Origin of the sequence: Chitinophaga niabensis, from assembly GCF_039545795.1 — a bacterium.
Taxonomy (GTDB): Bacteria; Bacteroidota; Bacteroidia; order Chitinophagales; family Chitinophagaceae; genus Chitinophaga; species Chitinophaga niabensis_B.
On sequence record NZ_CP154260.1, the window covers coordinates 2711428 to 2730688 of the forward strand.

The following is a 19261-nucleotide window of genomic DNA, read 5'->3' on the forward strand; positions in this document are numbered from 1 at the left end:
GTAATTGAGTAACTTTGAGAGATTATGGTACCCAATTATACGATCAGCGAAAAGACGCAACATTTCCTCGGACTTGAAGAACAATACGGCGCGCACAATTACCATCCCTTACCGGTAGTGCTTACCCGTGGCGAAGGAGTATTTGTTTGGGATGTGGACGGTAAACGTTATTACGATTTCTTATCAGGATATTCCGCCGTAAACCAGGGTCATTGCCACCCTAAGATTGTAGCGGCACTGGTGGAACAGGCCAGTAAACTCACCCTCACTTCCCGCGCTTTTTACAGTGATCTGCTGGGAGAATACACACAGTACATCACACGTTATTTTGGGTACGATAAGGTATTACCAATGAATACCGGCGTGGAAGCCGTTGAAACCGCCCTGAAGCTTTGCCGCAAATGGGGTTACATGGTAAAAGGCATCCCGGAGAACAAAGCAAAGATCATCGTTTGCGCAGACAATTTCCATGGCCGCACATTGAACGTAGTGTCCTTCAGCACCGATCCTGTAGCCCGCAAAAACTTCGGCCCCTACATGCCCGGTTATGAAGTGATCCCCTACAACAACCTGCCCGCTTTGGAAAAAGCCCTGCAGGACCCTGATGTGGCTGGTTTTATGGTAGAACCCATCCAGGGCGAAGCCGGCGTAAAAGTACCTGACCAGGGATATTTATCCAACGCACGGCAATATTGCAGCGATGCAGGCGTATTATTTATAGCAGATGAAATTCAGACAGGATTGGCCCGCACGGGAAAGATGCTGGCCTGCGATCATGAAAATGTTCGTCCTGATATACTGATCCTCGGTAAAGCCCTTTCCGGCGGCATGTTACCTGTATCCGCAGTACTGGCTGATGATGAGATCATGCTCACCATCAAACCAGGCGAACATGGTTCCACCTACGGCGGAAATCCTTTAGCCTGTAAAGTGGCCATGACGGCACTGGAAGTATTACGTACAGAACAGATGGCAGAGAACGCTGTGAAGATGGGTGAATTATTAAGGAAAGGAATTACAGACATTCAATCTCCGCATATCAGTATCGTTAGGGGAAAAGGTCTCCTGAATGCCATCATCATCAATCATCCGCATGAGGATGCTGCCTGGGAGCTATGCCTGGCACTGAAAGAGAACGGGCTGCTGGCCAAGCCCACACATGGGGATAAGATCCGCTTCGCTCCTCCCCTTGTGATCAATGCCACACAGATCAGCGATTGTGTGAGCATCATAAAAAAGAGCCTTGAAACACTAGACTAATTGCATTATGGACATACGCAATAAAGCAGCGATACGTAGCTCCGGATGGAGAACTGATCTGTTGATCGGCTTCCCTGACGGCTTATTGCTGTTATTATTCACCACACAGATCCTGCATGGCAAAAGCCTTACAGTACAAGCTTTTTACTCCCTGCATATCCTGATCCTGGGCATCGCCACCCTGTTGATGATGATTGCCGTTTTTCGCGCTAACCGCGGAGATGATCATGATGATGAAGGCAAGATGTCCAAAGAAGAGCAACAAAGACTGCAAAAGCTGGATATCTCCCAGGGTACCATTGAGCACATTGCAGATGAAATGAAAAAGGACCAGGAGCAGTGGGAAAATACCCTACAGGAAGAAAATGTACAGTTACAACAATTTGGTCTTGCCCATGCCCTGAGAAGCACACTGGCTACCGGTGCATTCTTTTTACTGGGAGGCCTCATCGCTTTTGTGCCCTACCTGGCACAGGAGAATTTCACAAAAGCATCTGAACTCAGCCTTACACTCAGCATCTTTGCCCTGCTGTTCTTTGCATATCTGAAATCACGCATCACAGGGCAACACATTACCCGCATGGCTTTGCGTTATGTGCTTACCGGCGGATTAGTGATCTTAGCCTCTTACCTGATAGCCATCGCTATTTAACATGTTTGCGGCGATGTAACAACACACATGCGAATGCAATCACTGCTGCTCCAAGAGAGAGGAACAAACCAATTTTCTGTTCCGGGCAGATCCCCATTTCGCAACGGGAAAAGATGAGCATGTTCCGGAAATACCAGGCAGCGAGAAAAGCACTGGTGAATAAATTAACCCGGGGAGACCATTCCTTATTGATCAGGAACAATACCAATACCATCACTGCTACCGCAATCCCCAGTTTTCCCGGTTCCCCAAAGCTGGAGCCCTTGGTGTTCATACCCGTGAACAAGAGTGTCTGCCCGTCTACATGAATACTGATCCAGGGAAGGAATGCACTGATTATAACGATGATGGAGGCGATGACGCCAATAATACTGCTTTTGGTCATTACTCGGAATTAAAGCAGCAAAGTAAAAGTTTATAAACGAAAAAGAAAAACCGGGGTTGGTGAATTCCCCCAACCCCGGTTTGCTTAATACTGCAGATCCAGTACCCGCCTGGCTATGTCAAAGCCGGTCTGTTTACCGGTCTCACTGTCGAACTCGTAATGGATACCACCATAGACCCGGGAAATGGCCGCTTCATTGATCATGCTCTGAATGTTAATAAAGGAACGGGGAGCAAAACCCTCCGGTACTTTCTGCTGATCCGTGAAGGAGAAATTGCTTCCGAACCGGGCAATTAAAATGCTTCCGGCAGCTGCTGTAAATGTAGCATGGCCTGAAGTGTAAGCCGGGAAAGGCGGCGTGCCGATAGTGGGCATCCAGCTACTATCTATATAAGTACGGATGTAAGTAACAGGGCGTAACAAGTTATACCTGTACTTGTACTTCCAGCAAAGGATCCCCGCATCGTTCAAACTGATACCTACCTGTGCAAAGAGCCTGGCTGCGGAAGCAAGACTTAAATTCTTTTCAACCGCCAGCTGTGCTGCAATCGCAACCAGGTGACCCGGTGGTGTAAAAGTACCTCCCCCGTCTGCCCAATACCTGGCAATCAGGTTTTCTTCCGGCGTTTGTGTAGTGCCTTTCAGATAAACCGCTAATGCGCTCTGATAAAATGCAGAAGAAGTAGCGGTTGAAAATGCAGGCGGCGGAATGTTTACCGTAAAAGGCCCTACCAACGTACGGTTATTTCCCCAATAAGGTAATAAAGCACGCTGAAATGCTGGAGGTGTAGGCACCCACAAACCAGGCCCAACCGGCGGAACATAATCAGTGGGAAAGTTATTCAAATAACCATCCTTACCACCATCACCAACAGACCATTGATGAATAGCTGTAGCCACCTGCCGGCCAAATGAAATGGAACGGCTCACTACATCAGGGTGACAGGTATCCGCATATAATTGCAGGTTATCATCTTCCAGCTGTGTAATTAACTGCAGGTTAGCTGCACTGGCATTGGGGAACAAACTCCTGATGATCTGCGCCATAGCACTATTGGCAGCGATCGCGTAGTTATAACGTTTCCATCTGTCTGGTTTAGGAACATAACGCAACGCATTTAACTGGCCGCTTAATGACTGGCCTGCAGCTACGGCTTCATGTAAAGTAATACCTGTATAGGCAATGGCACGTGCAGCCACAGGAGGCGAAAAACCGCCGGTTTCTCTGATCAGCTTCAACTCCAGCTGATACCAGGAAACAGGCACGGCCGTTTCTCCCGTTGAGGAAGATAGCTCAGCCACTACGGCTTTCTTTTCAATAATAACAGGATCAGGTGGCACATCCTGTTTCTTGCAGGTCACCATGCCCGCTACAATCAATAGCAGGCACCCGATCAGGGGCAAACGAATAGATCTCATTGTTTTTATTTTTTGAGTTAACAATACTCCGCTAAGGTATCAGTGGAGTACGCAATCTATTCGCGTTGCAGAAAAAATCAAGGGGCTTGTCTCAAAAGAATGAGATAAGCCCCTTTTTTTATTTCCTTAACGGCCTTTTACGGCCTTGTTACGGCCTTGTAATGGCCTTTTCTGGCCTCGTGACGGCCTTACCCGGCCTTGTAACGGCCTTGAACCGGCCTGATTCCCCAATTATACGGCCTCTCTTACTTCGCCCCCGGCCTGCAATGTTCCCGTAAAAACTGCGTGTACAATGCAGACAAATGTTCGTATGTTCCCGCACCTTCAGAAATACCATGTGTTCTGTTAGGATAAGGCATGAACTGGAACAGCTTTTTATATTTGATCAATTCATTCACCAGCATCTCCGCATTCTGATAATGAACGTTATCATCACCTGTACCGTGAATATAGAGTAATTGCCCTTGTAAGTTCTTTGCATACGTGATCGGAGAACCTTTCACAAAGTCTTCCATATTCTCAGCAGGCAAGCCCATGAAGCGCTCCTGGTAAATGTTATCGTAGGTCAGTTGATTGGCAACTGCAGCTACCGCAATCCCAGTTTTATAGATCTCCGGATATTGGAACAACAGGTTCAGCGTCATGGAACCACCACCGCTCCAGCCCCATACTGCAATACGGTCTGCATCCACAAATGGCCATTTCAGGATCTCTTTGGCACCCATTGCCTGATCTCTTGCATTCAGTACACCTACTTTGCGGTAAATGCTTTTCCGCCAGGTACGTCCTTTCGGAGCAGGTGTTCCGCGGTTATCCAGTGAGATATAGATGTAACCATCTTCATTCATATTACCCGCATACAGGAAATTCTGTGCGTTGCCAAAACCATCCTGCACCGTGCAGGATGCAGGTTCCCCATACACATAAAATACTACGGGATATTTTTTAGTGGAATCAAAGTTGGCAGGTTTCGTGATCCAGCCATCCATTGTTACACCATCTTCTGTAGTTACTTTAAAGAACTCCACGTTATTTTTTCTTCCGGCAGCGGCTCCAAATTCTTTGCCACTGAGGCTTTTGTGATCAGGCAAACTAATGCGTTCATTTTGCGGCGTGAACTGGTGGTTCTCAAAACTATGAATGGCAAACAAAGCATTGGAAGAGATCTTGTACTTATGAATGCCCGCCTGGTTTGCAGGCGTAACACGTTCTGCTTTGCCACCGCTTAATGGAATACGGTAGAGATATTGCTGCGTGGCATTTTCAGGAGAAGCAATAAAATACACCACGTTGTTCTTTTCATCGATCTTGTTAATATTGATCACATCGTATTCACCGGGTGTGAGTAATTGTTCCTGTTTGCCGTCTGCAGAAATACGATAGAGATGACGCCAGCCGTCTTTCTCACTCACCCATACAAAAGCTTTCCCACCCTGGATCCAATCCCAACCGGTGATATCACCATTATCCCAGGCAGATTTCACATCTAACCAGGCATCATCTGTTTCTGTATATACCGTTTGCGCTTTGCCGCTTACAGGGTCTAACACCATCAGTTTAGAGGTGTTCTGTTTCCGGTTCAGTTGCTGGATCATGAGGCTGTTCTTACCGGGCAGCCATTCCATACGGGGAATGTAATGTTGCTGTGCATCGCCGGGCACCTGCATCCAGGTGGTTTTCTTTGTGGCCAGGTTCACTACGCCTACTTTACAGGCAGAAGGGCTCACACCTGCTTTGGGATATTCTACCGGGATGGTATACGAATAGATCGAATCTGTGTTCCTGATCATAAGAAAGTCCCTGATCTTACGGGCATCTATCTGCCAGTAGGCAATACTCTTGCTGTCAGGGCTCCATCTGAAACCATCACGACAGCCAAATTCCTCTTCATAAGCCCAATCGAAAGTGCCATTGATCAAACGGCGGGTACCGTCTTTGGTCAGTTGGTCTATTTTGCCCGAGGCCAGGTCTTCCACATAAAGGTTGTGATCACTCACGTAGGCCGCCTTTTTGCCGTCCGGGGAAAGTTTGGTGAACATGAGGGTCACTTCGGGCAGGGATTTACCCAGTTTCTTTAACTGCGTGGTTTTCAGGTCATACAACCAGTAATCCCCGCGGGTATTGTAACGCCATACACGGCGTGTGTTGCTGAAGATCAATACTTTCTGTTCATCATCACTGAAAGTAAAGCTTTGAATATTGCCCGCTGCACTCAATGCTTTGGCGGGTACTTTTTCACTCCTTTGGTTGTCTTTTGCCTGGTAGGCCATAATGGCCCCGTTTTCTTCTGTATAATAGGCATTTCCATCGGCGGACCATGTGATGTCCTGAGATAAAACCGGGAGGCCTATGCATACGCAAAGGCAGAGTAGTAGCAGATTTCGGATTAGTTGCATAAATGTCAGGCTGAGTTTGTAGCGCATAAAAATAAGGGAATAATGCCCAATCCCCGGCAGGGAAAATGTTGAATGGTAATAAGGGGGTAACAATGTGGCCTAAAGTTTGATTTGTTAATGGAAAAAAGGCTACACTAGCGCATTTTCACGAAACAGCAATAAATATTGATAGTATAGCCATTTGTTAATTAAAAGATTTATCCATAATAATTTTTGACAATTTAAAATATTTGTTATTTTTAGGGCATCGATCCTAATGAAAACCAAAGAAACCAGTATGGTACAAGTATCCTATTCTTACAAAAACCGGGAATTCGTTCAATTAGAAGATTCCATCATGAATCAAATTGCAGAAAGTGGCAAGCGTATGCTTTTCGCCCTTCTGGAACCTATTCACGACCATTTGATGAACGAAAATGGTAAAATCCGCATTTGTTTAGACGAACACCCGAACATTGAGCTGGAAGGCTTCAGTGCTCCCGTGAAACACAAAATCGAATGCACCCTTCGTGGTGAAGAAGATTTTAATTAATCCTTTTAACCGCTTACACTACGTTTTTACACTACCTACTGAATATGCGGTGCATCCCCTTGGTGTGCACCGCTTTTTTAATTATGCCATAGCTTAAGGCGATAACCGGAAACAGACATGGTGAAGACGACCAGGACGATCAAAATCACAGGCAGTAGAACGCTTATAGGCAAAGTACTGCGTATCATCTATCTCCTTTTAGCCATTTTATTTCTTATTGCAGGCCTCGCAGAAGGCTTTATCATGATCACCATTATTGGTTTGGCAGGAATTTTAGGCATTACCGGCGTATGGCTGATCAGGAAAATGACGGTCGTTACACTGGATGATGTGGGCATTCATTATAAGAGCCCTTTCTGGAACCTTAGTTTTGCCTGGGAAGATGTGAGGACCACCGGGGTGTATTACATCAAAAACGGGGAGGTATACAGGGAGTATCCGGAAGATGCGGATCTGCTTAACCTGAAGGGCTGGCCACGCAACATCTTTGTTTCCACCCGTTCCACTTATTACCCACGGCGGCACGACAGGCTTACTACCCGCGCCGGCATTCATTTCCGCTGGAACAGGGACGCCTGGGAAGTGATCACCCGGCATGTAAGTAAACAGGCACAGAATGCTTATTATATGCACTGGGAACCCCAATATCATCATCATCATTAGGATAATAAAAAAAGCCGTCTCGTATTGAGACGGCTTTTTATTTCCCTGTAAGAGAAACAAATTACTTATTACTGCTCAGCTTAGACAGCAAACGCAGTATTTCCAGGTACAGCCAAACCAGTGTAACCAGCAGGGCAAAAGATGCGTACCATTCAAAATACTTCGGTGCACCCTGTGCAACGCCATTTTCGATCATGTCAAAATCAATGATCAGCATCAGCGCAGCTACTGCGGTCACTACAATAGAGAAACCAATACCCAGCATACTGCCTTCGTGCAGGAATGGAATATCAATATTGAACATGCGCAGTACAAATGCGATCAGGTAGAATATTGCAATACCGGCTACTGCCGTGAACATGATTGATTTGAAACGCTCCGTAGCGCGGATGATCCTGGCGCGGTATAAAATAAGCATCGCAATGAACACGCCGATAGTTAAACCTACCGCTTGCAAAACAATGCCATCATACAGGCTGCCGTAAACAGCAGATATCGCACCAAGGAATAAACCTTCTGCAATCGCATATGCAGGAGCCAGGTAACCGGCCCACTCCTTTTTAAAGGAAATGATCAATGCAATAACTAAACCGCCAATTGCGCCTCCCCAAACGAAAGGCATAATGTTAAACCCGCTGGCGAATTTACCCCAGGAAAAAACAGCTGCAGCTAATACCAAAGCCAGCAAAAATCCCATCTTGGCAATAGTGCCGTTAAGGGTCATCGCTTCACCATACGCTGTCTGTGAAGCCTCCTGGAAAGTCTTTTCTTTCAGTACAGGGTTGTTTGATTCAAGTAGTGCCATAGTTCACACAATTTAATTCATGTAAATATACAAAATTTTTCTCAGTCGTCTTTACCGCCTTTCTCTCCTGCAAACCAATGCTCTTTTTCCCGAAATAAAACGTTAAAAGTTGTAAGTGAGCCATAGCAGCGGGTAATATATTGCTGTAGGTTCACTTTATCCTCATCACTGAGCAGTTTATGCCCGTTAATTTGTTGCTCCAATACCCGCAGCCTGTCACGGATCATCACAATTTTATGAAAGAAAACTTCCACCGGAACTTCTTTCGGTTTCAGGGAACTGTCCTTAGGCTGCAATAACATCGTACCGCCCGTCCACCTGTCTCCCAGAGGAACCGTTTCGGAGAAACCACCCCAGAGCCGGAGGATCTTTAAAAGAGAGGTTTCCACTTCAGAAACCGTTTCCACTTCAACAGTCTTGTTCTCTGTATACAATACTTCAAACAGGGGGTCTGTTTTATCTACTTCCAGAATGCCTTTGTTGATAAAGGTGATCACGTACTGCGCGTATTTCACGCCAATGATCACACCCGGTCCGTGATGCGCATGCTGCACACGGGAGCCGATACCTGCTGTGAGTTCTTCCATGCTGTTTTATTTATTATTAGCAACAATATACAGATCAATCTGCATTTTCCTGCTCGTTTATTTCACGGCCGGAGAAAGAAAGAATAGTATTGATCAGCATCCTGCGCATCTTACGTTCTGTTTCCTTATCAGGGCGCGGAATCAGGAACTGCACCTTGTAATGTACCAGGTCTTTTTTGATCTCCAGGATCTTCAGCGAAAAACTGTTCTCCGTAATATTACTGGCGTAAGGGCGTAGAGAGGCCTTCAACTCTCTTTCCAGCATGTCCGGAGACGACTGGTACTTAAGGTCCAGTTCAAATTCTATCGTTAGCTTTTTAATGTTCTGTTTGCTCTGGTTCAGCACCATGGAGGAAAAGATCACGGAATTCGGGATCAGCACAATATCATCATCATCATTCTGCAATACCACATTGATCAATGTAATGTCCAGCACCTTTCCCTTGTACTCTCCCACCCTGATCTGGTCTCCCAGGGAAAGCTGATCGGAGAACATGATAATTAAACCATTGATCATATTCGCCACATACTCTTTGGTTAAAAGGGCAAAGGCTGCCGCAGCGATACTAAGACTAAAGAAAGTTTCTTTCAGGTTCAGCCCCGTGAAATTCATGAGGGCCACCAGGAAAACAACGGTATTGAGTACAGAGGAAATGCGGTTCAGCCCCAATACAAAGTTATCCCTTGTAAGCCGCTGCAGGCGGTTCTTTCTGAGGTACCAGGAGATCAGTACGATCCATCCGATGGAGATAAGGATATTAGCACCCAGGAACAGAGACAGCGCATTCGCCGTCCTGCCCAGCCAGTTGTATTTTTCGAAGTAGTTATGCTGGGTCAGATTTACATACAGCACGCCGAAATACAATACCAGTTTGACTATAAAAATAAGGATCTCATTCCTGAACTTCTTCTTGTTATAAGTAGCCTGATCTGTTACCATGATATTTGCAAATTTAAGGAATATAAGATTGTATATTGTAAAGGCTACTCTTAAAAATTGTATAACGAATGATGAAGTACCTGTTTACTTTTCTCGTAGCGGCAGCTTATACCCTGCCCCTGACGGCACAACTAAAGCCATCACATAATTTATCTTTCCCATCATTAGCCAAACGCTGGGACGAAGCCATGCCATTGGGTAACGGCGTATTAGGCGCACTGGTCTGGGAAAAGAACGGCCGTCTCCGTTTTTCATTGGACCGGGTAGACCTCTGGGATGAAAGAGAAGCCCTGCACCTGGATAAATACTCCTTCAAATGGGTAGAAGAACAGGTACTAAAGAAACAATACGATACCGTACAACGTGCGCTGGATGAACCTTACGAAGCATCCGCCTACCCTACAAAATTACCGGGAGCGGCACTTGAATTTGATATCAGTTCATTCGGAGGCGTACAATCCAATGTACTGGACCTGGCCACAGCACTCAATATTGTGAAATTCAGGAACGGCACAGAGATGATCACACATGTGTATGCAAATGAACCTATGGGCAGGTTCACCTTCAGCAACATTACCGACAAGGAATGGGAACCACAATTACTGATACCGAATTATAATACCGGCGCAAGTGGTACTACAGCCAATAGTGTAGAGGGGCTCGGTCTGGAAAAACTGGGTTATGCAAAAGGCACGGTTACCAAAACCCCTGGCAGGATCATCTATCATCAACCCATCAGTGAAGGAAAATATTATGAAGTAATGGTATGGTGGGAACATTTCCCCGGTAACAATGTGATCGGCAAATGGACCATTTCCAATAATAAACCAGCCATCGATATGCTGCGGAACGAAACGGCCACATGGGGTAAACACACAACCTGGTGGGCTGATTACTGGAAAAGTTCCGCCATCAGTATTCCGGATACCCTGCTTGAAAAGCAATACTACCGTGAAATGTATAAACTGGGATCAGTAGCACAAACAGGCGCTCCCGCAATTTCACTCCAGGCAGTATGGACGGCAGACAATGGAAACCTCCCTCCCTGGAAAGGCGATTTTCATAATGATCTCAACACCCAGCTAAGTTACTGGCCCGCCTACACGGGTAATCACCTGAAAGAAGCTGCCACCTTTACAGACTGGTTATGGAAAACCCGCGCCGCCAATAAGAAAATGACGCAACAATACTTTGCAGTGGAAGGATTAAATGTTCCCGGTGTAGAAACCATCAGCGGTTATCCCATGGGTGGATGGATCCAATACTCTCTCTCTCCCACCGTTGGGGCCTGGGTTTCCCAGCATTTTTACTGGCAATGGAAATACTCCATGGATGCACAGTTGCTGAAAGAGAAAGTATATCCTTATCTCCATGAAACCGCTACTTTCTTAGAGAATATTACCCGCCTTGAAAATGGGAAACGCAAACTTCCCATAAGTTCCAGCCCTGAATACCACGATAACAGCATCAAAGCATGGTACCTCAACTGGACGAATTATGATCTCTCCCTCGCGCATTTCCTTTTTACGGCAGCCGCAGAAGTGAGCGCTGCAGCAGGCAAAGCAGCGGAAGCTAAACACTGGAAAAGCGTTCTTTCACAACTGCCTGCATTAGATGCCAATGAAACCGGCTTAACTGTAGCACCCGGTGAAAACCTTGGTTCTTCTCATCGTCATTTCTCGCCTTATATGGCCATATACCCGTTAGCGTTATTGGAGGATAAAACAGTGATCAAAAACAGCTTACGACATATAGAAAAGCTGGGCACCCGTGCCTGGGTAGGTTATTCCTTTACCTGGCTGGCCAGCATTTATGCAAGGGCCAATGAAGCAGACAGCGCTGTAAAACAGTTGCAGATCTTTGCCTCCAACTTCTGTTCCCCCAATAGTTTCCACCTGAACGGTGATCAGCAAGACGGCCAGTATTCCAGTTTCACTTATCGCCCCTTTACACTGGAAGGCAATTTTGCTTTTGCGCAGGGTATACATGAATTGCTGCTGCGCACCAGGAGTGGCGTAATAGAAATATTCCCTGCAGTACCTGATAGCTGGAAGAACATCAGCTTTACCAGTCTTAGAGCTGAAGGGGCTTTCCTGGTAGATGCAGAAAAGAAAAATGGCGAAATAGTCAAAGTAAAGATCCTTTCAGAAAAGAATAATACCCTGAAGCTCAGGCTCCCGGATGGTGTTGTTTCTGAGTATAAAATGACAGCAGGCCAGATGAAGGAATTTGATTTTAAGAAATAGATAGGTTAGCCAGCTTTATATCAATATTCAGCCGCCGTTGTGTCACTCACTTCGGCGGTTTGTTCTTTATGGGGCTTTGTTTCAGGGGCAGGCAGCCACATGCAACCATTCATCCGGAGTGGCGTCTTTAATATAAAATACCAGCAGCTTATGCCTTATCCCTGCGTAGTCCTGCATGAAGAGCTGCATCGCATGCCTTACAACTTTCAAAAGCCTGTTCCATCAGACAAATAACCGATGGAAGTCGCTTTCTGAAAATGCTTATGGCATTTACCTGGTGCATTACATTTTGTGATCCGGTGCCAGTACCTGCTGCTGGAATTTCAGCTGCCGGCATTGATGAAAGCGATCATCACATTTGTAGTAGCGGTGGTTGTAAGTTGGTGGGTTACAGCATTGGTCCGGAAGAATAATAGCATCAGAAAGTATTTATAGGCGTACTCATTGCAATTCGAATAAATAAAAACTGCTAGAGAAAATGAACTCCCCGGGCGTCTGCCCGGGGAGCGCTATTTTTTTTCAGATAGTGATCTATAGCAATTAATGTATTTCCGGTAAACGAACCCAGCAGTTTTTCTCCAAATAAGCCATGCATATCCACAACAAAACGTAGCTTTAACTGTTTACTCAGAAACAAAAGCAAGGTCCTATGGTAACCGATTTCTCCTGGCAATTTTCCGGCACACACTTCCATGGTATCACCTGGCAACCTGAACGGTTCAGTCATGTGATGATCATGATCCACGGCATTGGCGAACATGTTGGCCGTTATGGCCATGTAGCAGAATTCTTCCAGCAGGAAGGATACCTCGTTACCGGTATCGACCATTTCGGTCATGGAGGAAGTGATGGCAAACGCGGTGCCGCGAAAAAACTGGAAGAGATCTTCGATTACCTGCAAGGGTTCATTCAATATGTACAGGAAGCTTATCAGGTGCCTGTTGTATTATATGGGCATAGTATGGGAGGAGGCATCCTCACTGGTTTGCTGTTACACCGTCAGCCGGATGTACTGGCTGCTATTATATCGGGCCCTGCATACATTGTGGGCAGTAAACCCAATGCTTTCCTGAGAGGTGTATTGAAAGTAGGCGCTACCTTATTTCCGCAGGTACGTGTAACCCCGGGGCTGGATATCCACCAGATCTCCCATGATCAGAAAGAAGTAGAGAAATTCCAGCAGGACCCGCTCCGGCATGATAAAGCCAGTCTCCGCCTCATGGACATTCTCGTATCCAATGGCGCCTGGTGCCTGGAACATGCAGATCGCCTAACTGTGCCTTCTCTCTTAATCCATGGAAATGCGGATACTTTCACCAGCGTGGAAGGCTCCCGCCTGTTTGCAGAACGAGCACCCAAAAAACTGCTTACTTATAAGGAATGGGATGGCTTCTATCATGAATTACATAATGAGCCGGGGAAAATAGAAGTACTGCAGTTTATTGCAGGCTGGCTGAGCCATTTTGCATCATGAACAGAAGTGCTGCAGACTGTCTAAGTCAATTGCATCTTGAACGGAAGTGCTGCAGACCGCTGAGTCACTTTGCGTCATGAACAAAAGTGCTGCAGACTGTCTAGTCAATTGCGTCTTGAACGGAAGTGCTACAGACCACTGAGTCACTTTGCGTCATGAACAAAAGTGCTGCAGACTGTCTAGTCAATTGCGTCTTGAATGGAAGTGCTACAGACCACTGAGTCACTTTGCGTCATGAAAAATAACCCCTAAAGTATAACGGCTGCCATTCCTCACTTCACTCACCCCATGTTTCATATTCGCCCTGTAATAGCCTGTCGTGCTTTTCGCCGGCCTGAAGTTGGTCGTGAAGATCACCATATCTCCTTTCCCGGGCCTGAGCACAATAGCCTTTGATTGCGCGCGGGGCCTTTGCTCTATCAGCACAAATTCACCACCTGTATAGTCTTCAGACAAACACACTACCAGCTGGAAAGGAAAGAAAAAGTCTCCATAAAGGTCCTGGTGCAGCGTGTTATGCCCTCCCCTGCCATATTGCAGGATCAGTACCGTTGGCTGCGTCTGCTGATGTTCTCTGCAAACAGCCTGTAATGCTTCGAATTCTGCAGGATATACAGTAGGGATCTTCAATACCCGCATCCAGTCGTTTGCAATGGGTGCGAGTTGAGGATACACCTGTTCCCGGAGCTGCTGAATAAGCGGTGGCAATGGATAAGAGAAGTATTTGTATTCTCCCTGTCCAAAACGGTAACGCTCCATGGAGATCGTTTTCCTGTAGTGTTCCGGTTCATTGTATGCTTTCACAAGCCCATCGCATTCTTTAGCAGTAAGCACATCCTTCACTACAGCATATCCCTGTGCATGCATGGCTTCAGTTACAGCCTGCCAGTTGATGTTTTCCAGTTTCATACCTGCAAGTTAGAACAGGCAGTAGTGCCGCCCTACCCGAAACTTGCTATTATGTATTCAGCACATTATTGATTAAATTGTAATTAAAACCTGGAAGAATGCCCCGGATCATCCTGTTACTCCTGTTATACACCTCGTCTGCAATAGCGCAGCAGAAGTCGGACTCTGCCATCGTCAATACGCCATCCTCCTGGATCCAGCGGGAGATCAGTTTTATGAACAAACTGGAACTCTCCAGTGAATATGAAGTGGACACTATTGCCCTGCAAAAGGAGATCTCCCGGCTGGCCATCACCCTCACACTCATGGAGCGCGATTTCTACACCCAGGTACATGCCCTGAACCTCCGCACCATTTATGATATCAAAATGGAAGTAGGCGCTATCACCCGAAAAGTGAGGAAGTGGCAGCAGCGCATGCGCAGATGGAATGATGAAATGGCAGGGAAAACATTACAAATAGAAAAGATCACCAGCGAAATAAAATACTTTACAGAACATGGCGATTCCCTCTTAAAGGAATCCTATGCAAAAGAAATAGACTACCTCCAATGGCGGCACGACAGGGCCATTGGTAATGCATCCCGCATCCTCAAACTCTATACAACCGTAGAAGACAGCCTGAACATCTTCAGCGGCAGAGCCTATGACCTCTATGACGATGCCGATGAAGTGCTCACCCGCAGGGAAATGTACCTCCTGCACCGCGACCTTCCTCCCATCTGGAAAGCCACGCCGGCAGATTATGCTGCCTCCTTCACCAGCACGGTTAAAACCACCTTCCTGCAAACGCTGGAAAACCTCCGTTTCTATGCAGAAAACTCCCTGAGCCGCATTGTATTGTTCAGGATCCTGATCTTCCTGCTTTGCCTCGTTCCGCTGCGGATGTTTAAAAAGAAAAAGGAGAAAGACCATCGTTTAATGTTCCTCAGCAAATACCCTTCTCTTTCCTCCACCATCATGGGAATGGTACTGGCACCCTTTATTTTCATTGATGCACCATATGCTTTCCTGGAAATGATCTTCATCAGCTTAACTGCGCTGGTAGGATACCTTACCTGGAAGGAACATCCTTATCTCAATAAAAAAGCTTTCTTCATACTGATCTTCTCCTTCCTGCTGCTGATGCTGCTGAACTTCTTTATAACGGCCACCCTGGTAGGAAGGATCATTTTCAGCCTGTCTGTCTTACTGCTGCTGCCGCTTTGGATCTTCTACAAAGAGATCCCGGGTTATCCCATCAAACGAAAAAAAGCCATGCAGGCGTTCATCATTATCATAGCCGCACATATTGCCCTGGGTGCAGGATTAACCATCACCGGAAATTATACCCTGGGCAAATCCCTGATACTCGTAGCATTCGACACGGTGATCCTTAGTATGATGTTCTACATCGCAGTGCATGCATTACTGGATTACCTCCTTATACTAATTGATCTCTTTAACGGCCGTAGCGAACATATCCGCATCAATGGCCAGCTCGTATATGACCATCTTCGCCCACTGTTCATTTTTATCTCCGTAGTCCTGATCCTGATCGGTTACCTCATCAATACCAATCTCTATGAAATAGTAATGACGGAGTTCAGGGACTTCTTCACCGAACCGCGCTTTATCGGAGACGGGCAATTTACGTTCGGCAGTGTTGCCATTTTCCTGGGCAGTGTGTTCCTTGCTTTCTACATTGCGGGCATCCTGCGGAATATGGTAGGTGCCCGGGAAGACAGTAAGGAGCATCGTAAAAGCAATATCGGGAGTTACCTGCTGCTGGGGCGTTTTCTGCTTATCTGTGGTGGTTTCTTTGTGGGAGTTGTAGCATCGGGGGTTTCTCTTTCCAACTTCACCATCGTACTCGGTGCTGTGGGTGTAGGCATTGGTTTTGGTTTGCAGAACATTGCCAGCAACCTTTTGTCCGGGATCATTATCGTATTTGAAAAACCTTTTGTGGTGGGAGACAGACTGGAAATATCCAACGAGCTGGGCAGGGTGAAGGAAATAGGTTTGCGTGCCACACGCCTCGCTATTATAGACGGGTCAGAGGTCTTAATCCCTAACGGCAAATTGCTCGCCAACGATCTCAAGAACTGGACGCTCACTAATAACCTCCGCAGGCTGGAATTACAGGTACCTACTGACCAGGATGTGAATCATGCACAGGTGATAGGCCTGATACAACAGGCTTTCTCAGAGATCCCGGAGATCATTAAAACCTCTCCTAATTACGCCGTTGTATCCGGCGTGGTGGAAGATATGCTGGTATTCACACTACATTTCTGGGTGGAGGATTCTGAGAACAGGATTATCATGAAGGGAAAGGTCCTGGGCAGGATCCATGAGTTGTTCAAGGAACATCATATTTCTTATCCCAGGAGAGATGTATGGATCAATCCGGAACAGTGATTATTTGTAAGGAATCGTACTTACATATTCAAAACATAGTTCACTTACAGGAATGAAACCCTACATGCTCAAAACATAGTTCACTTACAGGAATGAAACCCTACATGCCTAAAACATAGTTCACTTACAGGAATGAAACCCTACATGCCCAAAACATAGTTCACTTACAGGAATGAAACCTACATGCCCAAAATATAGTTCACTTACAGGAATGAAACCCTACATGCCCAAAACATAGTTCATTTGCGGGGATAAAACCGCACATGTTCAAACACATAGTTCTCATGCTTCCGGAGGTTATCGATCAGCTGATGTAATTCACTTTCTTCCCATTTCTTCTGGAACATTTCATCATGTAGTAATACCACCAGGTGATCCCCTGTGATCAGCCGGGTTTCAATCTCCTTCGTCATCTGATCTACAGTCTGGATGGGGGTTGCATCTGAATCTTTATGCTGCCATTCCAGGTCCCAGCCGATCAGGGAAAAACCGTTAGCAGCCAGCAGATCTGCAGCATCTTTGCCACTGGAGCCATCATCTTTAACCCGGGAACCTATGCGCCACATATTTCTGCCCGGAAGTCTTACTATCTTAAAGCGGAGATGCAGGGCCTGTTCATTCTTCTCAATATCTGCCAATACATTCTGCGCATTGCTGTAAAATTCCTTGTACTTATTATGCGCATGCGTGAAGCTATGGTTATAGGATTCTACGAAATGATTTTGCTCATACATGTTATAATACCCCATGAATTTCCTGCTTTCTTCCACATGTTCTCCCACCAGGAATACACTGATCTTTAAACGTTCCGCGAGAATTACGCTGTCGATGTTCTCACTTCCTTTTAAAGGGCCGTCATCAAAAGTAAGGTAGATATATTTAATGGGGAGCTTGCTGTTGAAAGAAGAAAAAAGCAGCAGGCAGGTAATAGCAAAGAGGGCTGTTTTCATGATAGTGCAGGTTAATGGTTTTGCGTATTAACTTCATGATAGTGTTACTGAATAATGCTTATACGTCACTTATTCCCGCCCTCCATATTAGCAATGATCTTATTCACCTCCTTCTCCGTAGCCCGCAGTTTCGCCTGACAATACGTGATCAGTTCCGATGCGCGTTTCACCTTTTCCGCTAATATATCCACCGTTACGGATTCTGTTTCTATTTCCCTTGAGATCTGTGCCAGCTCATTATAGGCATCCTCATATGTTAAAGTCTTTTCCATCGTACTTTGTTTTTTGTTTTACAGTAGAAGTGATCTGTGTATCCATCAATATAATCTCCACATCCTGCCCCACCTTCAGATCATCCGGATCACTTGTGATCTTATCATTCGTTTTCAGAATAGCGAACCCTTTCTTTAGGATATTATCCGGCGCCATCATCTTTATCAGGGAAGTATAATGCCCCAGGTATCCCAATTGGTTCTTGAGGTAAAGTGTTTTGAACGTTTTGATATTGCTGACAATATGCTCGATATCGCTCAGCCTGTTATATAAAATAACCCTCGGCGAAGATATCACCTGCGCCGAAATATTATTCAATGTATTCTGATGATTGAACAGGATGGTTTTGGCAGCTACGATCGTATCCTGCTGAATGGCCGAGAGGTTCTGGAAATGGAATGAAAAGATCTGCTGGGACCGGATGATAATATTCTGCTGAAAAGACAATAAGCCCTCTTCAAACTCCCTGTTATGTGCCAATATAAATTCCGCAGCCTTGGTAGGGGTTTTAGTTGGCGTATGCGCCATCAGGTCTGCAATGGTTTCATTCTTCTGATGCCCGATACCGGTAATAACGGGAATAGGGAACCTGGCAATCGCACGGCCGATATCGTAATTATCAAAGATCAGGAAATCCGTTTGCGCCCCTCCGCCCCGTATGATCACCACTGCATCGTAGGCAATTTTGGAATTGAACACTTCCAGCAGTTTATCAAAGAACTGGCGGGCATTACTTTCCCCCTGTACCACTGTATAATAGTAATCCAGCGAAAACTGGTAACGATAGGGATTGTTCAGCAGTGTATGGGCAAAATCCTCGTTCCCCGCAGAGGTCCGGGAAGAGATCACCGCTATCTTCTGAATAACCACCGGCAGTGCCAGCTGGTTATTCCGGGTGATGTAACGATCGCCTGAACGTTGAATGAAAGGCTGGTTTTCCTGTACCAGTTTTTCCAGTGTAGCCTGGCGCTGCTGCTCCAGCATGCCCAGTGTAAAATTGGGGTCTACATCCAGCACGTTCACCTGTAAACCATACACCGGGTGATATTGTACCGCCACATGCAGCAATACATGGATATTATTCGTAAAACGCTGCCCGGTGATCCTTTCAAAATGCGTAATACTATCAGAACCGGTGCCCCATGCTTTCCCCGAGATCCGGGCGATGATATTGCTGGAGTTCGGATCCTTCTCCACAAGCTCAAAATTGTGGTAGTTCTTTTGCGCCCGGAAGGTATGATTCGTGATATCCGCAATTACCCAGAAGGTGGCTGCACCAAAGGCATCATTAATGACAGCGTTGATCCTGCCATTCAGTTCTGATAGTCTTATATGATTTGTAGAGGGTGATTGCATTCCCTTCAAAAATAC

General features: G+C 46.0%; 17 protein-coding genes. 7 read left to right on the forward strand and 10 right to left on the reverse strand.

Going from position 1 to position 19261, the window contains the following annotated elements; genetic code table 11:
- Positions 1-24: 24 nt before the first annotated feature.
- Together rocD and AAHN97_RS10740 are read left to right on the forward strand one after the other, a co-directional pair.
- Positions 25-1260, forward strand: a complete 1236-nt coding sequence (gene rocD / locus AAHN97_RS10735) for an ornithine--oxo-acid transaminase (protein WP_343307600.1) — start codon at positions 25-27, stop codon at positions 1258-1260.
- Positions 1261-1267: 7 nt separating this feature from the next.
- The gene (locus AAHN97_RS10740; RefSeq protein WP_343307601.1) at positions 1268-1912 is read left to right on the forward strand and encodes a VIT1/CCC1 transporter family protein; all 645 of its coding nucleotides are present in this window, start codon (positions 1268-1270) and stop codon (positions 1910-1912) included.
- On the opposite strand, the gene AAHN97_RS10745 is transcribed toward AAHN97_RS10740, so the two are convergent.
- The 3 genes from AAHN97_RS10745 to AAHN97_RS10755 form a co-directional block, all read right to left on the reverse strand.
- Positions 1905-2297 (reverse strand): hypothetical protein, encoded by a 393-nt coding sequence (locus tag AAHN97_RS10745; protein WP_343307602.1) that lies wholly within the window; start codon positions 2295-2297, stop codon positions 1905-1907. The two genes, AAHN97_RS10740 and AAHN97_RS10745, sit on opposite strands and share 8 nt — an antisense overlap.
- 84 nt (positions 2298-2381) lie before the next feature.
- A complete protein-coding gene (locus AAHN97_RS10750; protein WP_343307603.1) occupies positions 2382-3716 on the reverse strand; it encodes a vanadium-dependent haloperoxidase in 1335 nt (444 codons plus the stop codon).
- A 245-nt stretch (positions 3717-3961) separates the two neighbouring features.
- Positions 3962-6112, reverse strand: coding sequence for a S9 family peptidase (locus AAHN97_RS10755; RefSeq protein ID WP_343307604.1), 2151 nt, complete (start codon positions 6110-6112; stop codon positions 3962-3964).
- Between the two features lie 277 nt (positions 6113-6389).
- Here AAHN97_RS10755 and AAHN97_RS10760 point away from each other — a divergent pair, with 277 nt between their 5' ends.
- Both AAHN97_RS10760 and AAHN97_RS10765 read left to right on the forward strand, forming a co-directional pair.
- Positions 6390-6644 (forward strand): hypothetical protein, encoded by a 255-nt coding sequence (locus AAHN97_RS10760; protein WP_343307605.1) that lies wholly within the window; start codon positions 6390-6392, stop codon positions 6642-6644.
- 117 nt (positions 6645-6761) lie between these two features.
- Complete coding sequence (locus AAHN97_RS10765) at positions 6762-7307, forward strand: hypothetical protein (protein ID WP_343307606.1); 546 nt, start codon at positions 6762-6764, stop codon at positions 7305-7307.
- A 61-nt stretch (positions 7308-7368) separates the two neighbouring features.
- Here AAHN97_RS10765 and AAHN97_RS10770 read toward each other — a convergent pair whose 3' ends face one another.
- From AAHN97_RS10770 to AAHN97_RS10780, 3 genes are read right to left on the reverse strand one after another with little or no spacing between them, the layout of a single operon-like run.
- Positions 7369-8112, reverse strand: coding sequence for a Bax inhibitor-1/YccA family protein (locus AAHN97_RS10770; protein ID WP_074238594.1), 744 nt, complete (start codon positions 8110-8112; stop codon positions 7369-7371).
- Between the two features lie 41 nt (positions 8113-8153).
- Positions 8154-8699, reverse strand: a complete 546-nt coding sequence (locus tag AAHN97_RS10775; protein ID WP_343307607.1) for a hypothetical protein — start codon at positions 8697-8699, stop codon at positions 8154-8156.
- 34 nt (positions 8700-8733) lie between these two features.
- The gene (locus AAHN97_RS10780) at positions 8734-9639 is read right to left on the reverse strand and encodes a mechanosensitive ion channel family protein (RefSeq protein WP_343307608.1); all 906 of its coding nucleotides are present in this window, start codon (positions 9637-9639) and stop codon (positions 8734-8736) included.
- Positions 9640-9707: 68 nt separating this feature from the next.
- Here AAHN97_RS10780 and AAHN97_RS10785 point away from each other — a divergent pair, with 68 nt between their 5' ends.
- Both AAHN97_RS10785 and AAHN97_RS10790 read left to right on the forward strand, forming a co-directional pair.
- The gene (locus AAHN97_RS10785) at positions 9708-11885 is read left to right on the forward strand and encodes a glycosyl hydrolase family 95 catalytic domain-containing protein (RefSeq protein ID WP_343307609.1); all 2178 of its coding nucleotides are present in this window, start codon (positions 9708-9710) and stop codon (positions 11883-11885) included.
- A 649-nt stretch (positions 11886-12534) separates the two neighbouring features.
- Positions 12535-13359 (forward strand): alpha/beta hydrolase, encoded by an 825-nt coding sequence (locus tag AAHN97_RS10790; protein ID WP_343307610.1) that lies wholly within the window; start codon positions 12535-12537, stop codon positions 13357-13359.
- A 222-nt stretch (positions 13360-13581) separates the two neighbouring features.
- On the opposite strand, the gene AAHN97_RS10795 is transcribed toward AAHN97_RS10790, so the two are convergent.
- Entirely contained in the window at positions 13582-14268 is a 687-nt protein-coding gene (locus tag AAHN97_RS10795; RefSeq protein ID WP_343307612.1) for a 2OG-Fe(II) oxygenase, read from the reverse strand.
- 98 nt (positions 14269-14366) lie between these two features.
- On the opposite strand from AAHN97_RS10795, the gene AAHN97_RS10800 reads away from it, so the two are divergent.
- Positions 14367-16667, forward strand: a complete 2301-nt coding sequence (locus AAHN97_RS10800) for a mechanosensitive ion channel family protein (RefSeq protein WP_343307613.1) — start codon at positions 14367-14369, stop codon at positions 16665-16667.
- A gap of 239 nt (positions 16668-16906) precedes the next feature.
- Here the strand turns inward: AAHN97_RS10800 and AAHN97_RS10805 are convergent, their stop codons facing one another.
- The 3 genes from AAHN97_RS10805 to xseA all read right to left on the reverse strand — a co-directional run bounded on the left by AAHN97_RS10805 (position 16907) and on the right by xseA (position 19246).
- Positions 16907-17617 carry a polysaccharide deacetylase family protein gene (locus AAHN97_RS10805; RefSeq protein WP_343307614.1) on the reverse strand — a complete coding sequence of 237 codons (711 nt, stop codon included), beginning with the start codon at positions 17615-17617 and terminating at the stop codon, positions 16907-16909.
- A 65-nt stretch (positions 17618-17682) separates the two neighbouring features.
- Positions 17683-17889 (reverse strand): exodeoxyribonuclease VII small subunit, encoded by a 207-nt coding sequence (gene xseB, locus AAHN97_RS10810; RefSeq protein WP_343307615.1) that lies wholly within the window; start codon positions 17887-17889, stop codon positions 17683-17685.
- A complete protein-coding gene (xseA, locus tag AAHN97_RS10815) occupies positions 17867-19246 on the reverse strand; it encodes an exodeoxyribonuclease VII large subunit (protein ID WP_343307616.1) in 1380 nt (459 codons plus the stop codon). Before xseA ends, xseB begins: the two co-directional genes overlap by 23 nt.
- Positions 19247-19261: the final 15 nt, after the last annotated feature.